The following is a 21,744-nucleotide window of genomic DNA, read 5'->3' on the forward strand; positions in this document are numbered from 1 at the left end:
TATAAATTTTCTAAACGCTTCAAATTTATTTGAAGCGTTTTTTATTTCATTAACTTTATTGAATGCGATTTGTATTTCTTTTAGGGCTGCTAAGTATTTTCAATTTGAGCTATGGTCAAAGTGATAGCGACAGTATTCCTGGTAAGCGTTATTTTGAGGATCAGTTTTATTTAGGGCTCACCTATAACTTTATGTTGAACAATGCAGAGGGTACTAACCAACGAAATTTTTCTTATGGACTTCTTGGAGGTATTATAAAGGATATACCGCTAAATGCCTCTCGAACCAGGGCTATTGGCATTGGAGTTGGCTTAGCGTTGAATAGTTATTATTCCAATCTTGTGGCCAATCAAATCGGTGGTGATATTGTGTATAGTGTTCAGGACACAATTAAAAGAAGTAAATTGGAAACGCATCTGTTAGAATTTCCCTTGGAGTTTAGATGGAGGAATTCAACTGTTGATGACTATAAATTTTGGCGCTTGTACGCTGGTGTAAAAGCTGCCTATGTTTTAGGTGCGCGCTCAAAATTCGTCTCCAATATCATGAAAGACGGGTTCTATAATACGGATTTGGGAAAATTTCAATACGGTATAACGCTTAGTTTCGGGTACAATACATTTAATTTTCATGCCTATTATGCCTTAAGCCATCTATTTGATGGGAAGGCAGCCGTAAACGGAGAGATATTGCAATATAAACCCCTTAGGGTCGGACTTATTTTTTATATTTTATAGCCAGTATCGTACGGTAAGTAATTGGGATAAGATGCCTATAAATAGCCCAATAAGTAATTCTATCCTAGTGTGGGCTTTTAAATAAAGCCTTGCTGTTGCCACGCCTCCTGTAAGTAGTATTAGTATACTAATTGCAATGATTAGATTAATTTCAAAATGAATACTAAGATTGATCAAGAAGATCAATAATCCACTTACCCCTACCATATGCAGACTAACTTTGAACCGAAAGAATAATAGCAGCAAGCACGCCATGGCCGCTCCTAAAAGCCCTGTAAAGTAGAAATAAAGTTCAGTAACATAGTTGTTGGGTATTACCTTGTATAGAATTAAGAGAAGTGTCGTTACGTGAATATACAATGGGTATTTCCGTTCTGTTACCGTTTCAAGAAATATGGAATTTACCATACCTAGATTTTTTAAAATCATAAAGGTGACAATAGGTATGATTACCGTTAATATGAAAATAGGTAATAGGTTTGCATTTTGAATTTCTAGAGGAGTGTACTTTGGGGTAATTAGAAAATAGGCGACAGTGCCCCCAATAGGTATGAACAGGGGGTGAAGTAAGTAAGAGATTAGAATCGAAACTACCTTCATCAAATCTCTTTTCTCATACGTGCAACAGGAATTCCCAACTGCTCTCTATACTTTGCCACAGTTCTCCTTGCAATAGGGTATCCCTTTTCTTTTAGAATTGTTGCAAGCTTGTCATCGGTTAGCGGTTTCCTTTTAACTTCTTTTTGGATAACCGTTTCTAGTATTTTTTTAATTTCCTTTGTAGAAACATCCTCCCCTTGTTCATTTTTCATTGATTCAGAAAAATATTCCTTAATCAATTTTGTGCCGTATGGGGTGTCTACATATTTGCTGTTGGCTACACGCGATATAGTGGAAACGTCCATGCCAATTTCATCAGCGATGTCCTTCAATATCATTGGCCTCAAATTGCGTTCGTCACCGGTCAAGAAATACTCTTCCTGATAGTTCATGATGGCATTCATGGTGATGAACAATGTTTGTTGGCGTTGACGTATAGCATCTATAAACCACTTTGCTGCATCAAGTTTTTGCTTAATGAACATCACGGTATCTTTTTGGGATTTGGACTTTTCCTTAGCTTCTTTGTACCCTTTTAGCATATTGCTATATTCTCTCGATACATGTAGTTCAGGAGCATTACGTCCGTTTAAGGTCAATTCCAGTTCTCCTTCTACAATTCGTATAGCAAAATCTGGGACAACATGTTCAACAATTCTATTGTTTCCGGAATAAGAGCCCCCCGGTTTTGGATTTAATTTTTCAATTTCACCAATGGCATCCTTTAATTCGTCTTCGGTAATATTATGTTTCTGAATTAATTTTTGATAGTGCTTTTTGGTGAAGTGTTCAAATGATTTTTTTAAAATAGCAGTTGCTAATTCGATGCTCGGTGTAAGTTCTTTTCGTTCTAACTGGATAATCAAACACTCTTCTAAGGATCTTGCCCCAACCCCTGGCGGATCCAAGTCTTGTACAATGGCTAAAATCTTAGAGATCGATTTCTCATCGGTGTAAACATTTTGGGTGAACGCTAAGTCGTCCATAATATCTGTCAGGGGTCTTCTAATGTAGCCGCTTTCATCAATACTACCTACTAGGAATTCTGCAATAGTCCATTCTTCATCGCTTAAATATACCGTGTTCAATTGGTTGATTAGATGCTGGTTGAATGATATGCCCGCAGCATAGGGAATGCTTTTCTCTTCATCATCAGAACTATAATTGTTGGCCTTTGTACGGTACTCTGGTATTTCATCATCACTCAGATAATCATCTATATTGATATCTTCAGTGTTTATAGTTTCATTATCATTATCGGCTTCTTGATCGTAAAGGTCATCGTATTCATCTTGTAAGGTTTCCGATTCCTCCTTACCGGTTTCCAAAGCGGGATTTTCTTCCAATTCTTGCTTTAACCGCTGTTCAAATGCCTGCGTAGGCAATTGTATCAGCTTCATCAACTGGATTTGTTGAGGGGATAATTTTTGGGAAAGCTTAAATTGTAGGTGTTGTTTTAACATTACTTTTTTCTAGTACTTGTAAAAGTAACTAAATCCGCTTAAAACTCTGCATTCTGTGGTGTTCTGGGAAACGGAATGACATCCCTTATATTTCCCATGCCTGTTGCGAACAGCACCAAGCGTTCAAAACCAAGCCCAAAGCCACTATGCTCTGCGGTTCCGAATTTGCGTAGGTCTAAATACCACCATAGTTCCTTTTCATCGATTCCTAAATCCTTTATTTTCTGTTTAAGCACGTCTAAGCGCTCTTCTCTTTGCGACCCTCCAACTATTTCACCAATACCGGGGAACAAGATATCCATTGCCCTAACGGTCTTACCGTCTTCATTGAGGCGCATGTAAAAGGCTTTTATTTTGGCAGGATAATCAAATAAGATTACCGGACAGTTGAAATGTTTTTCTACCAAATACCGTTCGTGCTCACTTTGCAGATCCGTGCCCCATTCTTCAATTGGGTATTGAAATTGTTTCTTTTTATTGGGCTTACAGTTTTTAAGAATATCGATCGCTTCGGTATAACTTACCCGTTTGAAGTTGTTTTCAACGACGAATTTGAGTTTTTCTATTAAGGCCATATCGCTGCGTTGTGCCTGAGGCTTACTTTTTTCCTCGTCTAACAATCGTTTTTCAAGAAACTCCAGGTCCTCGTGGCAATGCTCCAATACATAAGAGATTACACTTTTTATAAAATCTTCGGCAAGATCCATGTTGGCATCTAGGTCGAAAAAGGCCATTTCGGGTTCTATCATCCAAAATTCGGCTAAATGCCTAGATGTATTCGAATTTTCTGCCCTAAAGGTTGGACCGAAAGTATAGACTTTTCCTAAGGCCATTGCATATGCTTCGGCTTCCAATTGTCCAGAAACGGTAAGGTTGGTCTCCTTTCCGAAAAAATCTTCCTTATAATCAACGGAGCCATCTTCGTTTAGGGGTGGCTTTTTCTCATCCAACGTTGTCACCCGGAACATTTCTCCAGCACCTTCAGCATCTGATCCTGTGATGATTGGCGCATGGAAATAATTGAATCCATTCTCCCTGAAATAGTTGTGTATGGCAAAAGCCAAGGTCGACCGAACCCGCATTATTGCGGAGAAAGTGTTGGTCCGTATCCTTAAGTGGGCTTTTTCCCTTAAAAATTCTAACGAATGCTTTTTAGGTTGAATAGGATATTCTTCTGGATCGGCAACTCCAAGTACGACCAAATCGGTTACCTGAATCTCAACCGATTGTCCCCTGCCTTGACTTTCAACCAAGGTTCCGGTAATTTTGACCGCGGCTCCTGTATTTACCTTTTTTAATAATTCCTCATCGAAGTTTTCATAATCCACCACACATTGTATCGTGTTCAGTGTTGAGCCATCGTTTAAAGCAATGAATCTATTGCTTCTAAAGGTTCTTACCCATCCTTTGATGGTTATTTCTTGAAGTAAATCTTTACTTGATAATAGTTCTTTAATCGTAGCTGAACGCATGCTGAATGAATTGAAAATTAAAAGTCCAAAGATAGGATTTTGTAAAAAATTATTGGGTGAAGGGCTTACTTAAAACCTGATCAAATGATTTTGTTTTTAGTAACCATCTTCATCTTCGGGTAGAATGTCGATCTGAGGTTCTTTTAGGGTTTGCTTGTTCGCAATACTCTTTTCCAAAGATAAAAGCAAGGATGGTAAAAGAATGAGATTGGCCAACATGGCCAATAAAAGCGTGGCCGAAACCAAGGATCCCAGAGCAACCGTTCCTCCAAAGCTTGAAATCACAAAAACCGAAAATCCGAAAAATAGGACAATGGAGGTATAGAACATACTCACGCCAGTTTCTCGCAGGGCTTTATAAACTGATTTTTCTATACGCCAATTGTTGGCGGTCAATTCTTGTCTGTATTTTGCCAAAAAGTGAATAGTGTCGTCTACCGATATACCAAAAGCAATACTGAAAACCAAAATGGTAGAAGGTTTTATAGGTACGCCTACAAATCCCATTATCCCTGCCGTAATCACCAATGGTAATAAATTTGGAATCAATGATATTACGATCATTCTAAAAGAACGAAATAGATATGCCATGAAAAGGGCGATTAGACCAATGGCCAATGCCAAGGACATGATTAAATTCTTAACCAAGTATTTCGTTCCTTTTAAGAATAATAAAGCACTTCCGGTCATGTAGACATTATACCGTTCTGCTGGAAAAATTTTCGCGATATTTTCTAATAAACGCTGTTCAATTTGTTCCATACGGTTCGTGTTGACATCTCGCATAAAAGTGGTCATTCTAGCAGTTTGTCCTGTGCTGTCAACAAAGGTGGCTAATAAGTTGCTGTTGTCCGATGATTTGCGGGCAACATCCATAATAAACGTATTCTCTTGACTTGTAGGTAATTGATAATATTTTGGAAGGCCATTGTAAAAAGCCTGTTTCGAATACTTCACTAAATTGACGACCGAAACAGGAGTGGAAAGTTCAGGTATTTCTTCAATGACCTGATCAAGTTGATCCATCCGTTTAAGAGTGGCAGGTTTAAGTACTCCTTTCGGTGTTTTGGTGTCCACTACAATTTCAACGGGCATGATCCCTTTGAATTCTTTTTCGAAAAACCGTATATCATGAAAAAATTCAGCGTTTTTGGGCATATCCTCAATGGGGCTTCCTGATATTTTTATTTGATATATCCCAATAATACTGATCACCAAAAGAGCAATGGAAACGATGTAAACGGTGATTCTTCTATGCCTAACAATTCGCTCCATCCAATTCACAAAAGCATCGATCCATTTCTTGTTCAAATGCTTTAAATGTTTGGTTTTTGGTAACGGCATAAAGCTGTACACTATAGGAATGATAAGTAAAGAAAGTAAGAATATTCCAAGAATGTTTAGGGAAGCTACGATACCGAACTCTTTCAGTAATTTGCTGTCCGTAACAATAAAAGTCGCAAAACCAGAGGCAGTTGTAATATTGGTCATTAAGGTTGCATTCCCAATTTTTGAGATCACCCGCTGTAAGGACAACGCTTGGTTTCCATGTTTTTTGACTTCTTGTTGGTATTTGTTGATCAAGAAGATACAATTAGGGATGCCAATAACTATAATAAGTGGAGGTATTAGGGCTGTTAGTACCGTAATTTCATACTGTAAGAGTCCTAAAGAGCCAAAGGCCCACATCACCCCAATGATAACTACGCACATTGATATGACCGTAGCTCGAACACTTCTAAAGAAAAAGAAAAATATGAGGGAGGTAACGCCTAGAGCGGCCAAAATGAATTTACCGATTTCATCGATAATATTCTGGGAGTTCATCGTCCTTACATAGGGCATTCCCGATATATGAACGTCTAAACCGGTTTCATCCTCGAAATTCTTCACCAATGTACTCATGTCCTTAAGGATGAAATCTTTTCGAACGGTAGTGTTTACAATGTCCTTGTCCAAATACATGATGGTGCGCAAGGTCCTGCTCTCTTTATTGTAAATTAGATTATCATAAAAAGGGAGGTTATTGAAAAGATAGTTAGTGACACTATCGATTTTCTTTTGGGTCTTTAATTCCCCGGTAATAAGCGGTTGCATCTTAAACTCCTGTTTCACGCTATCTTTTACAAGCTCCTGAAGATTGTCGGTAGAAAGTACAAAGTCAACTTCGGGGAAGGCACCTAACTGCTTACTAAGTTTGTTCCACCTGTTAAAGTTTACAGGTTTAAAAAGAGCACTGTCGCGTATGGCAAATACCACGGCATTACCTTCCTCTCCAAATTTGTCGAGAAATGCTTGGTATTCTACATTTACGGGATGATCATCTGGTAACAGGTTGGTCTGCGAACTTGAGAAGCGCATTTTTGACCATTGCATGGCCATGAAAATGGTGAATCCAACGATTAGAATTATAATGAGGATTCTGTTGCGGAGAATAATATTTGCCGTTTTTGGCCAAAACCCCTTCGTAAGTTTAGCTACCATACCTAATTTTGCAGAAGGCAAAGGTAACCAATAGGTACAATTGTTCCTAAATTGAAAAGTTTAAAATTTATTAATATAAAAAAAAGCTACCATGAGGGTAGCTTAAGATTTCCAATAAATCGTTAACCGTTATACTTTCATGATTTCAGCTTCTTTCTTCGCTAAGAAATCATCTATTTTCTTGGTGTAGGCATCAGTTAAATCTTGCACATCGGCAGTAGCATTTTTTTGAAGATCCTCAGAAATATCAAGATCTTTAATTTCCTTGTTGGCATCTTGTCTGGCACTTCGTACACCTACTTTAGCATGTTCAGCTTCTGCCTTGGCTTGCTTGGTCAATTGAATCCGTCGCTCTTCTGTTAATGGGGGTACATTTATGATGATCATATCACCATTGTTCATTGGGTTGAAACCTAAATTAGCGTTCATAATGGCCTTCTCAATTTCTTGAAGCATGCCTTTTTCCCAAGGTTGTACCGAGATGGTGCGGCCATCGGGAGTGTTCACATTGGCTACTTGGCTCAAAGGGGTTTGTGAGCCATAATAATCGACCAATACAGATGATAACATTGCCGGACTAGCTTTTCCTGCTCGTATTTTTAAAAATTCACGTTCTAGATGCGATATGGCAGCATCCATATTTTCTTTTGTTGTGTCTAAGACAAACTCTACTTCTTCATTCATAAAATAAGAATATTACTATGGCGATAACATTAACTATACCAAAATTAAATATTAACGGTAGTCCCAATTGTTTGACCGTCAACAATTTTAAGTAAGTTTCCTTTTTTGTTCATATCAAAAACTACAATGGGTAATTCATTTTCCTGACTTAAAGTGAAGGCGGTGGTATCCATAACTTTAAGGCCTTTAGTAAGAACATCTTGAAAGGACAAGGTGTCAAACTTAGTTGCGTTTTTGTCTTTCTCTGGGTCGGCCGTATAAATACCGTCAACACGGGTGCCTTTAAGAATCACATCGGCTTCTATTTCTATTGCTCTCAAAACTGCAGCTGAGTCCGTTGTGAAATATGGGTTTCCTGTTCCTCCTCCAAAAATGACTACCCTTCCTTTTTCCAAGTGTCTCATCGCCCTCCTTCGTATAAAAGGTTCGGCCACCTCGTTAATTTTAATGGCCGATTGTAACCGTGTCTGTACCCCGATCATTTCCAATGCACTTTGTAGCGCCAATCCGTTAATTACAGTTGCCAACATCCCCATATGATCCCCCTGTACTCGATCCATTCCTGTAGCCGCACCGGTTAAGCCTCTGAAGATGTTACCACCACCGATAACTATGGCCACTTCAATTCCTTTTTCAACTACTTGTTTAATCTCCTCTGCATATTCATTTAGCCTTTTGGAATCGATACCATATTGCTTTTCACCCATTAACGCTTCGCCGCTAAGTTTAAGAAGAATTCTTTTGTAGTGCATCTTTAATTTTTATTTGGGAGCAAAAATAATGAAAATATTTGACGGGTCATGTCAATATTCACCGGAAGCAAAACATAATTATTTTATAAACCTATCATAACATATTCTCTATCTTTGGCGACTTTATCTTAAAATAAAAATCAGATTCTTTATTTGTCATGAAAAAATCCATTTTTTTAGTTATTGTCGCCCTGATGTTAAATGCTTGTGGCGCAGGAAAATCACTTTTGTCCGTTGATAGTGCACCTATTTTAACTACAATCGATTTGGTCAATGTGGTCGATGACCGAGTGCAAGTTGAAGTGGATCCTGGTTCCTTTGCTGGTCAGAGGGTTGTTTTTAGAATACCTAAAACCGTACCGGGCACCTATAGTTCTGATAACTACGGTAAATACATTCATGATTTCGAAGCGCTTGATTACAAAGGTAAAAAGTTGCCCACCACAAAGCTTGACGAAAATTCTTGGAGTATTTCGAATGGAACAGAACTGGATAAGGTAAAGTATTGGGTGAACGATACCTATGATACAGAGAAGGAAGTTGCTGATGCCGTTTTTTCTCCTGCCGGAACCAACATTGAAATTGGAACTAACTTCATGCTCAATCTTCACGGATTTGTGGGTTATTTTGATGGATTTAAAGAACGTCCATATCAGTTAGCTATAAGAAAACCAAAAGCACTGGTTTCTACAACTTCTTTAGATAGGAATGTTTCTGCCAGTTCTGAAGAAATGGATAGGTTTCCTGCCAGTAGGTATTTTGAAGTTATTGACAATCCTATCATGTACGCAAAGCCTAACAGTGAGACTTTTGAAATAAATGGAATCACCGTAACACTAAGTCTTTTTTCTCCCAATGGAGCCTATAAAGCATCAGATTTGAAGGATCGAATGAAGACGATGATGGGCGCGCAGAAAGCATTTCTCGGTGACGTTAACAGTTCAAGTACCTATAACATACTATTATATTTGTCAGATCTCAACAAACCTGATGCGCAAGGTTTCGGTGCCTTGGAGCACCATACCTCAACTGTTGTGGTTTTGCCCGAGGCAATGCCTTTGGAGCGGTTGGAGCAAGCTATGGTCGATGTGGTTTCACATGAGTTCTTCCACATTGTTACACCACTTTCTGTTCATTCAAAAGAAATACAGTACTTTGATTTCAATGATCCAAAAATGTCGGTACATTTATGGATGTATGAGGGTACGACCGAATATTTCGCCAACCTCTTCCAAATTCAACAAGGTTTGATTTCTGAGGATGCTTTTTATGATAGAATGCTGACCAAGATAAGCAATTCTATGTTTTACGATGATAAGATGTCTTTCACCGTGATGAGCAAAAATATTCTAGAAGAACCCTATGAAGCAAATTATGCCAATGTATATGAAAAGGGTGCTTTAATAAATATGTGCTTGGATATTCTGTTGCGTGAAAAAAGTGACGGAAAAGAGGGGATGTTGTGGTTAATGAAAGAACTTTCAAAAAAATATGGCAACCATAAACCTTTCGATGATGATGATTTATTCAAGGAAATAGTTGTGATGACCTATCCTGAAGTGGATGCTTTTTTTAAGGAATATGTCGAGGGCGATACGCCTATAGATTATGAATATTTTTTAGAAAAAGTCGGCTTAGGAGCGGTAGAAGTGGAAGAACAGACAGGTTATTTTTTGGATGGTCAAATTCCGTATATCGATGTGGCCGTAGAAAAAGATAGTGCGATTTTCATTCGTGAAGGAATAAATTTAAATTCATTTTTTACAGATTTAAAATTGAAAGGAGGAGACGTCATAAAGAAAATTAACGACAATGAGATTACTGTAGAAACTTTACGACCTATCATTGGGGAGAGTTTTGGATGGACGGCGGAAACCAAAATTCAGATAGAAGTTGAGCGTAACGGTGAAATTATTACTGTTGAAGGTCCTGTCGGATTACCGACTAAAATGGTGAAAAAGATTGTTCCGTTGAAAAATGTTGAACAGAAAAAAGTAAGTTTAAGGGAGGCCTGGTTAAAAGGGTAAAAAGTGATTTGCTTTTGAACAGTAAGGTAATCGCTTGCTTCAAAAAAGGATTTTTGTTTGAATAAAAAAACCGTCAACTTTTAAAGTTGACGGTTTTTTATTGAGTTAGTTTAATTTTAACTATCCTAAAGCAACCCTTTTAAAACCGGTAACTTCCAATTTAGAATCAATAGATTTTACATATTGTGCAACACTTTGCTTGCTATCCTTTATGAAATCTTGGTTTACCAGGGTGTTATCCTTAAAGAAACGGTTCAATTTACCTTTAGCGATATTGTCTAACATTGCTTCTGGTTTTCCTTCTTGACGTAATTGATCTTTTGCAATCTCAATCTCCTTGTCGATTACAGACTGATCAACGCCTTCTTGATTCAAAGCTACTGGGTTCATTGCGGCTACTTGCATCGAAACATCTTTCGCAGCTTCTTCTGTGCCATCAACTTTAGCGGAAAGTCCCGTTAATACGGCGATTTTATTACCTGCGTGAATGTAGTAACCTACAAACGGGGCGCTCAATGTTTCAAAACCTCCAATTTCGATTTTCTCCCCGATAACGCCGGTTTGCTCTGTAAGTTTTTCTTGAACGGTCATGCCTTTGTAATCGGCAGCTAAGAAATCATCTTTAGATTTAAAACCTAGAGCGATGTCCGCTAATTCATTTGCCAAAGTAACGAAGCTCTCATTTTTCGCAACGAAATCGGTCTCACAGTTTAAGGAAATGATAACACCGCTAGTTTGGTCTTCATTTACTTTTGCAATCGCAGCACCTTCAGATGAATCTCTATCAGCTCTGTTCGCAGCAACTTTTTGTCCTTTTTTTCTAAGAATTTCAATCGCTTTTTCGAAATCACCATCAGCTTCCACCAAGGCTTTTTTGCAATCCATCATACCTGCACCGGTAGTCTGTCTTAATTTATTTACGTCTGCGGCTGTAATATTTGCCATTTTTTATTTATTTTAATCTACCCTTAATAAGGGTGGTTCTTAATTCAATTTATCTTAAGGTTGGGTCTTACTCAACGCCACCTTTAACATTGTCTTGCCAAGCCTGAAGCTCATCCCATTTGCCATCAGCCGCCATTTTAGCTTGCTTTGGCCAAGAAGTAGGATCTAAATGAGCCATTCTAGAGCTTGATTCTGTCAAGATTTCCTTGATTTTTTCAGGATCACCTTTGGCAATGTCGGCATAAGAAGTCATTCCTGCAGCAACTAAGGCCTCGGCAGCTTTAGGTCCAACGCCTTCAATTTTTGTCAAGTCATCGGCTTCGGAAGTGCTGTCGTTCGCAACTGCCTTTTGGGTAGCTTCTACATCAACTTCAACATTAGGAACTTTGGCAACAACTGGATTTGGCTTAGTGTCAACTTTAGCAGGGGTAGGTTCTGGTTTGTCCAAAGCCTCTTTTTTCTTAGCTGATTTTTCCTTTTTGCCTTCAGATTTTCCTTCTTTTTCATCACCTTTTTCTGATTTGCGTTCAGAAAGGCCTTCAGCAACCGCATTGGTCACTTCTGTCATGATGATGTCAATGGATTTTGAAGCATCGTCATTGGATGGAATCAAATAATCTACATCTCTTGGATCGGAATTTGTATCCACCATAGCGAAAATTGGAATATTCAATTTTTGAGCTTCTTTTACAGCAATATGCTCTCTCATGGTATCAACGATGAACAATGCACCTGGTAAACGTGTCATCTCAGATATAGAACCAAGGTTCTTTTCCAATTTTGCTCTTAAACGATCAACTTGAAGTCTCTCTTTTTTAGAAAGGGTAAGGAATGTACCGTCTTTTTTCATACGATCGATAGATGCCATTTTCTTAACCGCTTTACGGATGGTCACGAAATTGGTCAACATACCACCTGGCCACCTTTCAGTGATGTAAGGCATGTTTACATTTGCCGCTTTTTCGGCAACGATATCCTTTGCTTGTTTTTTGGTAGCTACGAAAAGGATTTTTCTTCCTGATGCCGCAATTTTACGAAGAGCCTCATTGGTCTCGTCTAATTTTGCTACTGTTTTGTAAAGATTGATAACGTGTATACCGTTACGCTCCATGTAGATGTAAGGAGCCATGTTCGGATTCCACTTTCTGGTTAGGTGGCCGAAATGCACACCTGCTTCTAATAATTGTTTTACGTCGACTCTCGCCATTTTAAATTTAGTTTACGTTCTTATGAATTAGCAATGATGAAGTGGTATTCGCTCGCGCAAAAGCCGTCATCATTTAGATGCTAAACTAATCTACCTTCAATTTTTAGGGATTAAAGGATTTTTAATTGTCCGATCGGGACTTTCAATGAACTAGTTAAAAAATATACTGAAATTGTTTCAGTAATGTTCTTGTTATAAAGTAGGCACCCATAAAGGGTGCCTGAAAATTTTAAAAAAAAAACGTATTAACGTTTTGAGAATTGGAACTTTTTACGCGCTTTTTTCTGACCAAATTTCTTACGTTCTACCATTCTTGGATCTCTTGTCAATAATCCTTCTGGTTTCAAGATGGATCTGTTTTCCGCATCGATCTCACACATAGCTCTAGAGATTGCCAAACGAATAGCTTCGGCTTGTCCTGTAATACCGCCACCGTAAACATTAACTTTTACGTTGTAGGTGTCTAAACTTTCTGTTAGTGTGAACGGTTGCTTTACTTTGTATTGTAACGTAGCTGTTGGGAAGTATACACTTAAATCTTTGTTGTTTATGGTGATATCACCATTTCCATCAGAAATATAAACTCTTGCAACGGCGGTCTTTCTACGGCCAATTTTATGAATTACTTCCATCTTATTTAATCTCTTTTAAATTTACTACAGTAGGTTTTTGAGCTTCCTGCCCATGAGTGCTTCCGGCATAAACTTTCAAGTTTCTGAAAAGTTCCGCACCTAATCTTGTTTTAGGTAGCATTCCTTTTATAGCTTTTTCAAGAATACCTTCTGGATTTTTGGTTAACATCTGTTTTACCGAGGTGGTACGTTGTCCGCCTGGATAGCCAGTGTATCTTAGATACATTTTATCGGCCCATTTATTTCCGGTAAGAACAATCTTCTCGGCATTGATGATGACAACATTATCGCCACAATCAACGTGAGGTGTAAAATCGGGCTTATGCTTTCCTCTTAACAAATAGGCGACCTTGGAAGCCAAGCGTCCTAATGTTTCTCCTTCGGCATCTACCAATAACCACTCTTTGTTTACAGTTGTCCTGTTGGCCGAAACGGTCTTATAACTTAATGTATCCACTACTGTTATTTTTAACTATTATTTTAATCAATCCCGTCAAATGGGCTGCAAATCTACGATTATTACTTTGAATTGCAAATACTTGTTTCTAAATTTTTTATATTTTTCTTTTGGCCCTATTGACAAGCTCTTTTTAAACTATATTAAATGAACAATCAACAGGATAGTACTACTAAGTATAGTATAAATTCATACCTTGAAAGATATAGTAATATAGAGTATGGTTGATGTTTTTTGTAATATTGCACCAATTTTATAGTTTTAAAAAGTTGTTGATTAAATCTAAACTAGTATGAACAGAAATATTTTAACGCTTTTAGGTGCTATCGTAGTATTGTTTTCGTGTAGCTCTGATAAGAATGAAGCTGAAACACAAGAAGAAATTTCCCTGAATGCCATAGTAGGAACATGGGACGCTACAGAGCTTAAGATTGATAATGCCACTGCCACTGATAATGCCAAATTGGCCAAGGGTATATTGGATCTATTAACTGATAAAGATTGTTATGTTGTTACGCTGGAGTTTAAGGAGGATTTGACGGCTAAGGCAAAAAATTCTGCTAGTTATGTAGAATTTGATTTAACAGGTTCTAGTTTTGAGGTGCCTTGCCCCACCCAATCAGATGTACAAACCAGCACCTATGAGTTTGATGGTAAAGTGGTAACTACTATTGATGCTGATGGGAATACTTTGATGATTGATGTTTCAATTGAAGGTGATGTCATGACCGTTGATGCGACAGACTTAGAAATACCTGATTTTACAGATAGCGGCGAATTGATTTTCGTAAAGCGTTAAAGTCTAAGTTTTGAAGAAAAATAGGACCCTTGCATTTCTATGTGTGAGGGTTTTTTATTGCTTTAAGAATTTGGTCTGTACTTTTTGGTGTTCCGATTGTATGGTGATCAGATAAATTCCTTTCTCTAAATTTAGGACAGGAATGTTGAGTGCATTGTTTTTTATCTCCCATTGATGAAAAATTACTTGCGTGCCGTATGCATCGGTAATGCTAATGGCCGCATTTCGGTCGTTTTTTAGCCCCAGTACGTTAATGACATTGACAGCGGGGTTTGGAAAAACCTTAACAAGGTTCTTGGTGTCTAAACTTGTTTCGGCTTTTTCAGTTTGTGAAAGACCTATGTGGACAAAAAAAAGGAAACCTAAATAAAATAGTGTGGTCTTCATTACATTTAATCGAATATTTTATTGATCTGTACGAGTACCTAACGATTTATAAAATGAATTTCTTGTAATTTTAAGAAGGTTTAACATGGGGTTTGAATTAGATTAATGTGCAACCAACCAATTATCGCCAACCCCCACTTCTACATCCAACGGAACATCTAATTTATAGGCATTTTCCATCTCCGATTTTATAAGGGTTTTCAATTCGTCCAACTCGGGTTTGAAGACATCGAACACCAATTCATCATGTACTTGAAGCAACATTTTAGATTTGTAGTTACCATCTTCCAGTTTTTTGTGAATGTTGATCATGGCGATTTTAATAATGTCCGCAGCGCTTCCTTGTATGGGGGCGTTCACCGCGTTACGTTCTGCTGCACCCCGAACTATGGCATTACTGCCATTGATGTCTTTTAGGTACCTTCTTCTGCCAAGCACAGTTTGTACATATCCGTTTTCACGGGCAAAATCAACTTGTTCGCTCATGTAGTTGCGAAGTTTCGGATAGGTTTTGTAATAAGTGTCAATGAGTTCTTTGGACTCCGCTCTTGATAAATCGGTTTGATTGCTAAGACCAAATGCCGATACGCCATAAATGATACCAAAGTTGACTGTTTTGGCATTACTTCGTTGTTCTCGGGTGACCTCTTCAAGAGGAACGTCAAATACTTTGGATGCGGTCGATGCGTGGATATCCTCACCATTTTTAAAAGCTTCTATCATTGTGGTTTCTTCGCTCAATGCGGCAATGATGCGAAGTTCTATTTGGGAATAATCTGCCGCTAAAAGAGTGTAGTTTTCATCTCTGGGAATAAAGGCTTTACGAACTTGACGTCCACGCTCTGTGCGGATAGGAATATTCTGTAGATTCGGGTTATTGCTACTCAAACGACCGGTAGCCGCTACGGTCTGCATATAATCCGTATGAACACGACCTGTTGAAGGTTCTACCTGTTCGGGTAATGCATCTACATAGGTGCTTTTTAATTTGGCAAGACCTCTATAATCCAAAACGTTCTGGATGATTTCATGGTCTTTGGCCAAATACGAGAGCACATCTTCTGCGGTAGAGTATTGGCCGGTTTTCGTTTTCTTTGGTTTATCGACCAATTTCAATTTATCGAACAAGATTTCGCCTAATTGTTTTGGAGATCCAATGTTGAATTCTTCTCCAGCAGCATCATAAATCTTCTTTTCTAGGGCGGCAATATCATTGTTCAAATCTGAAGAAAGGGATTTTAAAAATTCCTCATCAAGATTGATGCCTTCCAATTCCATATCGGCCAAGACTCGCAAAAGGGGAATTTCAATGTCTTCGAACAACTTTTCGGTATTCGCCTCTTTGAGTTCAGGCCTAAAATGCTGGGCCAATTGAAAGGTAATATCCGCATCTTCCACGGCATATTCCGTTTGTTTTTCCAAAGGTACCTCACGCATGTTCATTTGGTTCTTCCCTTTTTTTCCTATTAATTCTGTAATGGAAACGGGCGTATAATTGAGGTAAGTTTCCGCCAGAACGTCCATATTATGACGCATATCTGGATTGATCAGATAATGGGCCAACATGGTATCAAAAAGTTTTCCTTTTACATTAATGTGATACTTGTTCAAAACCTTGATATCGTATTTAAGGTTTTGACCTATTTTTTCAATTTCCTCTGCCTCAAAAAATGGCCGCAGCTCTTCAATCAATTTTTGTGCTTCTTCTTTATCATCGGGAAAAGGAATATAAAAACCTTTTGTAGCTTCCCAAGAAAAAGCGATACCTACCAATTCTGCTGTTAGGGGGTCCAGTCCAGTAGTTTCCGTGTCAAAACATACGGATGTTTGTTTCATTAGATTTTGAAGAAATAATTTCATGGCCATACCAGGTGTAACACTTTGGTAGGCGTGAGGGACATCGGTAATGGTTTGTCGACTTGAATAGTCTTTTATGGTTGCAGGGAGGTCTCCATTACCTCCAAAAAGGGAAAACTGACCTGTTCCTGCATCTTGGGCTTGCTTTTGGGCGGTTTGGGTGCTCGTGACGTGAGTGGAGGTTTCTTCCGTTTCTGTGGAGAATAATTTTATAAATTGGTCTTTTAGCCTTCTAAATTCAAGTTCCTCGAATATTTCTTGGACCTTGTCAAAATCGGGTACAGAAAGTTCATAGTCAGATGCGTTGAAGGTTACGTCACAATCGATACAAATCGTGGCTAATTTTTTTGAGAGAATACCTAACTCTTTATTCTCCTCTATTTTCTCTTTCATCTTGCCCTTTAACTTATCGGTATTGGCAAGCAAATTCTCCATACTGCCGAATTGTTCGATAAATTTCTTGGCCGTTTTGTCACCAACACCGGGTAAGCCTGGAATGTTGTCACTGGCATCGCCCATCATGCCCAGATAATCAATAACCTGTTCTGGCCGTTCGACGCCAAAACGTTTCTGAACTTCGAGTATTCCCCATATTTCTATACCATTTCCCATTCTGGCGGGTCTGTACATGAAGATGTTTTCTGAAACCAATTGTCCGAAATCCTTATCGGGCGTTACCATAAACACTTTGTAATCTTCCTTTTCCGCTTGTTTGGACAGGGAGCCAATAATGTCATCGGCTTCCCATCCTTCTAACACTACGCTGGGGATGTGCATTGCTTTTAAGATGTCTTGAATATAAGGAATCGCCAACCGAATGGCATCGGGGGTTTCATCGCGGTTTGCCTTATAGTCCTCATACATTTCGGTCCGCTCCACACTGCCGCCTTTATCGAAACAAACGGCCAAATGATCCGGCTTTTCCCGTTTTATGACATCGAACAACGAATTCATGAAACCCATAATGGCCGAGGTGTCCATGCCTTTTGAATTGATTCGGGGGTTTTTTATCAATGCGTAATAACCACGGAATATTAATGCATACGCATCCAATAAAAAAAGTCTTTTCTGATCTGCCATTTTCGGAAATTAAATATGAGGGTTTAAAAGTACAAAGTTTGATTTAACTAAAGTTTAAAAATAAGTATTGGCCATTTGAGGGAGTTTTATAGGGTATAATTCAAATTATTTTATAAGTAAGGCATCTGCCCCTAAAAAGGAAATCATTTTTATGAAAATTCATATTTATAGAATACTTGAGAAACTTTGCATAAGGGATTGTCAGATTTTCTTTTTAATAGTTGTTATCTAATCCATCCTTTGTTATTCGTGTTTGGTTCGAGCAAATCCCAAAGGTTTCCATATAAATCTTCAAAGACAGCAACGGTTCCATAATCATATGTCGCCGGCGGTCTTACAAAATTTATTTTTTTATCTGTCATCATATTATAATCCCTTTGAAAATTGTCGGTAAATAAAAACAAGAAGACTCTACCTCCTGTTTGATTTCCTATACTGTTCAACTGACTTTCGTTTGCTGCTTTTGCCAATAATATAGAACATTCTTTAGCACCTGGCGGAGCAACTACGACCCATCTTTTCTCATCACTCAGTATTGTGTCATCCAGAAGTACAAAATTTAATTTTTGAGTATAGAATTCTATTGCCTCGTCATAGTCTTTTACAACTAAGGCAATATGCGCTATCCTTTGCTTCATTTTTAGTGAAATTTAATGAATGTACGAGCAAAAAGTAATCTAGTATTCTAGATAACTTTCCGACGGATTATTGATATGCCCGTTTTCGGTATACGTCCTATAGGTAAAACCGGGATGGATGCAATAACCACCCGTTTCCCCTTTTTTATTGATGGCGATAAACCCAATTTGAAAATCCTGCTTATCCTTATTTTTTGCAATGATACGTTTAACCCCTTCCTCACAGGCTTCTTGGGGTGATTTTCCTTGGCGCATTAATTCTACGATTAAGAAACTACCTACTGTTCTTACTACCTCTTCACCCACACCGGTTGCAGTTGCTCCGCCAATTTCATTGTCCACAAATAGCCCGGCACCGATGATAGGGGAGTCCCCGACACGACCGGCCATTTTATAGGCCATGCCACTGGTAGTGCAGGCCCCTGCGATATCTCCGTTTTTATCGATAGCCAGCATACCAATGGTATCATGGTTTTCAATGTTGATGATCGGTTTGTATTCGGAGGTCTTTTTCCATTCCAACCAATCTTGTTTGGATTTTTCCGTCAATAGATCGGTTTTTTCGAAACCCTGCTCATAAGCAAATTGTTCGGCACCTTTTCCTGCGAGCATTACATGTGGCGTTTCTTCCATAACTTTTCTTGCAACAGAAATAGGGTTTGCAATATTTTCCATGGCTAAAACGGCCCCACAGTTACCATCTTTATCCATTATGCAGGCATCCAATGTCACATGGCCATCACGATCAGGCCTTCCACCGTTACCTACCGTGTTATTGTTCAAATCATTTTCCTCTACCATCACCCCTTGGTGAACTGCATCTAAGGCATTGCCGCCAGCTTTTAAAACTTCCCATGCTTTAGCGGTGGCATTCCCAAAATCCCAGGTACAGATCGCTATTGGAATCACTGCTTCTGTTGTATTAGAGGTTTTTAGGGGTGTCTTGCTTTTTTCATTGCACGAAGCCAATAGGGGGGTCGAAATGATTCCTGCCGCTACCGTGCCTGAATTTCTTATGAACTTTCTTCTTTTCATGGGTTGGGTTCTTTATTTTTATCGGGCTTAAATATAAGAATATGCTAGTAGAAGTTTGTGCTAATTCTTTGGAATCTGCCTTGGTCGCTGAACGTGCTGGAGCACATCGTATAGAACTCTGTTCAGAGTTGGCCGTTGGTGGTTTAACTCCATCATATGGCTTGCTTAAAGCAGTGAAAAAAAGGATTTCTATTCCTGTACATGTGCTCATCAGACCACGAAGCGGTGATTTCACCTATACTGATGATGAGTTTGATATAATGCTAGAGGATATTCGATTATGTGTAGAACTAGGTTTTGAAGGGGTAGTCGCAGGTATTCTTTTTAAGAACTTTTCGTTGGATGTGGAACGCACCCAACAGTTGAAGTCGGCATCCGGCGACTTGAAATTTACATTTCACAGAGCGTTCGATTGGGTGAGGGATTCGATGGATGTTATGAAAAAGTTAGAGGAACTGGGGATTGATTATATTTTATCATCGGGACAACAAAAAACTGCGTTAGAAGGAATGGCAGTGTTGACCAAGCTGAATGAAGGTTCTTCCCGAATTAAAATCATGCCGGGTTCGGGAGTTAATGCAGGTAATGTACATTCATTTTTGGAGCAGGGTTTTAGTGCAGTGCATCTTTCGGGCACCGAAATGGTGAAGACTTTACTTGAAAAACCGGTCATTTCAATGAACTCCATTGGTTTTTTGAGTGATGACCATATTGCTACTACACAATTGAAAAATATTGAAACTGTAGTGGCCAAGGTTAAATAAAATTCAAATGAGCACCTATACCGGTGCTTTACGGATATCTTTGTAGAAAAACACGTATGACGCGTTGGATTATTTTTACCCTGGTTTATATAGCATTGGCCTTTTATGTGTTGCAAGCGTTAAAAGCCATAACCAAACAACCTTGGTGGTCCTATATCTACATTCTCATTTCTTTGGCCGTTCTAATTAATTTTATTTATCGATTTTCGGTCGGTGAGGAGGCAGGTCGGGTCTTAAGTATTCCTAAAAGTTATGCTTTCGGTTTCTTGTTGACCATTCTTGCGTTTAACATTGTTACGATTATCTTTTTGTTTTCTGAGGATTTATTCAGAATCGTAACCGGACTTTATCAAAAATTCTTTGGTGTGGAAAAGGAGTTCGGGTTGCCTGCACGTAGACGATTTTTAAGTCTGATTGCGCTGGGAATCGCTTCCATTCCTTTTGGAGCTTTGCTGTATGGAATGTATAAGGGCAAATATAATTTCAAGGTTTTAAAATATGACTTGGAATTCGAAGACCTTCCCGACGGTTTTGATGGGTATCAGATCACTCAAATTTCAGATATCCATAGTGGTAGCTTTGATGATCGTAAAATGATCGAATATGGCGTAAATCTTATTAATAAACAGAACAGCGATCTGCTTTTGTTTACGGGAGATATGGTCAATAACATGACTTCTGAAATGCTGCCGTGGGCCGATTTGTTCAGTACGCTTCATGCCAAAGATGGTAAATACTCCGTTTTGGGAAACCATGATTATGGCGATTATATTCCCTGGGAAACAGAGGAGGCTAAAGCACAAAATTTAGAAGACCTTAAAGATTTACAAAAGCAAATGGGATTCGACCTACTGCTCAATGAACACCGTTACTTGCAAAAAGGAGCCGATAAAATTGCATTGGTAGGTGTTGAAAATTGGGGTAAAGGCGGTTTTAAAAAAGCAGGCGACCTTAAAAAGGCAGCTTCCCAAATTAATAAAGATGATTTCAAGATATTAATGAGCCATGACCCTTCACATTGGGAAATGGAGGTCATCGCTGATGCGTATCACTATCATTTGACCTTAAGCGGACATACCCATGGGATGCAATTTGGAATTGAAATTCCAGGATGGGTGAAATGGAGTCCGGTGAAATGGAGGTATCCCTATTGGGCCGGGATATACAAGGAAATGGGCCAGTTTATCAATGTGAATAGAGGTTTTGGCTTTTTGGGATATCCAGGACGCGTAGGAATTTGGCCAGAAATAACCGTGATTACGTTGCGAAAAAAGGCATTAACATGATTTTAACCCTCTTACGCGGTTACAAAAACATTGCCAACGGTGGTATTTTAACAATTTTTATTACATTTGGCTAACATAGTAAAGCATTATTTATGTCCAAATTTGGTGAGCTTATAGATTTAAAGGTACCAGTGCTACTGGATTTTTATGCCGAATGGAATGAACAATCGACCTCAATGCATCCGGTTCTTAGGGATGTTGCCGCAGCTTTAGGAGATAAAGGAAAGGTGATTAAAATCGATGTGGATAAGAATAAAGAGCTTTCCCAAGCTTTACGTGTAAAAGGATTGCCCACACTTATGATTTATAAAAAGGGGGAGATGGTATGGCGCCAAAGTGGTGAGCAAGATGCCAATACCCTCATAGGTATCCTTAAAGAATACATTTAAAACTTCCTACTATTTTTTCTTTCTGAAAAGTAGCTTTGGGCCTAAGCCC

20 protein-coding genes are annotated in these 21,744 nt (G+C 38.6%); 6 read left to right on the plus strand and 14 right to left on the minus strand.

Annotated features, from left to right (window positions below; translation table 11 throughout):
* Positions 1-62 precede the first annotated feature (62 nt).
* Positions 63-737: a porin family protein gene (locus tag ACNR9Q_RS06175; protein ID WP_419213737.1), complete on the plus strand. Its 675-nt coding sequence runs from the start codon at positions 63-65 to the stop codon at positions 735-737.
* Here the strand turns inward: ACNR9Q_RS06175 and ACNR9Q_RS06180 are convergent.
* The 6 genes from ACNR9Q_RS06180 to pyrH form a co-directional block, all read right to left on the minus strand.
* Positions 732-1,337, minus strand: a complete 606-nt coding sequence (locus ACNR9Q_RS06180; RefSeq protein WP_419213738.1) for a hypothetical protein — start codon at positions 1,335-1,337, stop codon at positions 732-734. The genes ACNR9Q_RS06175 and ACNR9Q_RS06180 overlap by 6 nt on opposite strands.
* Positions 1,337-2,800, minus strand: a complete 1,464-nt coding sequence (gene rpoN, locus ACNR9Q_RS06185; protein WP_419213739.1) for an RNA polymerase factor sigma-54 — start codon at positions 2,798-2,800, stop codon at positions 1,337-1,339. The genes ACNR9Q_RS06180 and rpoN overlap by 1 nt, the downstream gene beginning before the upstream one ends.
* Positions 2,801-2,838: 38 nt before the next feature.
* The gene (asnS, locus tag ACNR9Q_RS06190) at positions 2,839-4,272 is read right to left on the minus strand and encodes an asparagine--tRNA ligase (RefSeq protein WP_419213740.1); all 1,434 of its coding nucleotides are present in this window, start codon (positions 4,270-4,272) and stop codon (positions 2,839-2,841) included.
* Positions 4,273-4,368: 96 nt separating this feature from the next.
* A complete protein-coding gene (locus tag ACNR9Q_RS06195) occupies positions 4,369-6,756 on the minus strand; it encodes an efflux RND transporter permease subunit (RefSeq protein WP_419213741.1) in 2,388 nt (795 codons plus the stop codon).
* A 129-nt stretch (positions 6,757-6,885) separates the two neighbouring features.
* Positions 6,886-7,440 carry a ribosome recycling factor gene (gene frr / locus ACNR9Q_RS06200; protein WP_419213742.1) on the minus strand — a complete coding sequence of 185 codons (555 nt, stop codon included), beginning with the start codon at positions 7,438-7,440 and terminating at the stop codon, positions 6,886-6,888.
* Positions 7,441-7,484: 44 nt separating this feature from the next.
* The gene (gene pyrH, locus ACNR9Q_RS06205; protein ID WP_419213743.1) at positions 7,485-8,192 is read right to left on the minus strand and encodes a UMP kinase; all 708 of its coding nucleotides are present in this window, start codon (positions 8,190-8,192) and stop codon (positions 7,485-7,487) included.
* 158 nt (positions 8,193-8,350) lie between these two features.
* Here pyrH and ACNR9Q_RS06210 point away from each other — a divergent pair, with 158 nt between their 5' ends.
* Entirely contained in the window at positions 8,351-10,219 is a 1,869-nt protein-coding gene (locus ACNR9Q_RS06210) for a peptidase M61 (RefSeq protein WP_419213744.1), read from the plus strand.
* Positions 10,220-10,339: 120 nt separating this feature from the next.
* On the opposite strand, the gene tsf is transcribed toward ACNR9Q_RS06210, so the two are convergent.
* The 4 genes from tsf to rplM all read right to left on the minus strand — a co-directional run bounded on the left by tsf (position 10,340) and on the right by rplM (position 13,460).
* Positions 10,340-11,164, minus strand: coding sequence for a translation elongation factor Ts (gene tsf / locus ACNR9Q_RS06215; RefSeq protein WP_419213745.1), 825 nt, complete (start codon positions 11,162-11,164; stop codon positions 10,340-10,342).
* Between the two features lie 67 nt (positions 11,165-11,231).
* The gene (gene rpsB / locus ACNR9Q_RS06220) at positions 11,232-12,371 is read right to left on the minus strand and encodes a 30S ribosomal protein S2 (protein ID WP_419213746.1); all 1,140 of its coding nucleotides are present in this window, start codon (positions 12,369-12,371) and stop codon (positions 11,232-11,234) included.
* A gap of 245 nt (positions 12,372-12,616) precedes the next feature.
* Positions 12,617-13,003, minus strand: a complete 387-nt coding sequence (gene rpsI / locus ACNR9Q_RS06225; protein WP_419213747.1) for a 30S ribosomal protein S9 — start codon at positions 13,001-13,003, stop codon at positions 12,617-12,619.
* A 1-nt stretch (position 13,004) separates the two neighbouring features.
* Positions 13,005-13,460 (minus strand): 50S ribosomal protein L13, encoded by a 456-nt coding sequence (rplM, locus tag ACNR9Q_RS06230; protein WP_419213748.1) that lies wholly within the window; start codon positions 13,458-13,460, stop codon positions 13,005-13,007.
* Positions 13,461-13,752: 292 nt separating this feature from the next.
* Here rplM and ACNR9Q_RS06235 point away from each other — a divergent pair, with 292 nt between their 5' ends.
* Positions 13,753-14,259 carry a hypothetical protein gene (locus tag ACNR9Q_RS06235; RefSeq protein WP_419213749.1) on the plus strand — a complete coding sequence of 169 codons (507 nt, stop codon included), beginning with the start codon at positions 13,753-13,755 and terminating at the stop codon, positions 14,257-14,259.
* Between the two features lie 54 nt (positions 14,260-14,313).
* On the opposite strand, the gene ACNR9Q_RS06240 is transcribed toward ACNR9Q_RS06235, so the two are convergent.
* The 4 genes from ACNR9Q_RS06240 to ACNR9Q_RS06255 all read right to left on the minus strand — a co-directional run bounded on the left by ACNR9Q_RS06240 (position 14,314) and on the right by ACNR9Q_RS06255 (position 19,256).
* Entirely contained in the window at positions 14,314-14,646 is a 333-nt protein-coding gene (locus ACNR9Q_RS06240; RefSeq protein WP_419213750.1) for a T9SS type A sorting domain-containing protein, read from the minus strand.
* A 102-nt stretch (positions 14,647-14,748) separates the two neighbouring features.
* Positions 14,749-17,583: a DNA polymerase I gene (gene polA, locus ACNR9Q_RS06245; RefSeq protein WP_419213751.1), complete on the minus strand. Its 2,835-nt coding sequence runs from the start codon at positions 17,581-17,583 to the stop codon at positions 14,749-14,751.
* A gap of 224 nt (positions 17,584-17,807) precedes the next feature.
* Entirely contained in the window at positions 17,808-18,221 is a 414-nt protein-coding gene (locus tag ACNR9Q_RS06250; RefSeq protein WP_419213752.1) for a VOC family protein, read from the minus strand.
* 39 nt (positions 18,222-18,260) lie between these two features.
* Positions 18,261-19,256, minus strand: coding sequence for an isoaspartyl peptidase/L-asparaginase family protein (locus ACNR9Q_RS06255; RefSeq protein ID WP_419213753.1), 996 nt, complete (start codon positions 19,254-19,256; stop codon positions 18,261-18,263).
* Positions 19,257-19,297: 41 nt separating this feature from the next.
* On the opposite strand from ACNR9Q_RS06255, the gene ACNR9Q_RS06260 reads away from it, so the two are divergent.
* From ACNR9Q_RS06260 to ACNR9Q_RS06270, 3 genes are all read left to right on the plus strand, one after another.
* Entirely contained in the window at positions 19,298-20,020 is a 723-nt protein-coding gene (locus ACNR9Q_RS06260) for a copper homeostasis protein CutC (RefSeq protein ID WP_419213754.1), read from the plus strand.
* Between the two features lie 56 nt (positions 20,021-20,076).
* Positions 20,077-21,306: a metallophosphoesterase gene (locus ACNR9Q_RS06265; RefSeq protein ID WP_419213755.1), complete on the plus strand. Its 1,230-nt coding sequence runs from the start codon at positions 20,077-20,079 to the stop codon at positions 21,304-21,306.
* Between the two features lie 92 nt (positions 21,307-21,398).
* Complete coding sequence (locus ACNR9Q_RS06270; protein ID WP_419213756.1) at positions 21,399-21,695, plus strand: thioredoxin family protein; 297 nt, start codon at positions 21,399-21,401, stop codon at positions 21,693-21,695.
* Positions 21,696-21,744 lie beyond the last annotated feature (49 nt).

This window comes from Maribacter sp. X9, assembly GCF_048537565.1.
Taxonomy (GTDB): Bacteria; Bacteroidota; Bacteroidia; order Flavobacteriales; family Flavobacteriaceae; genus Maribacter.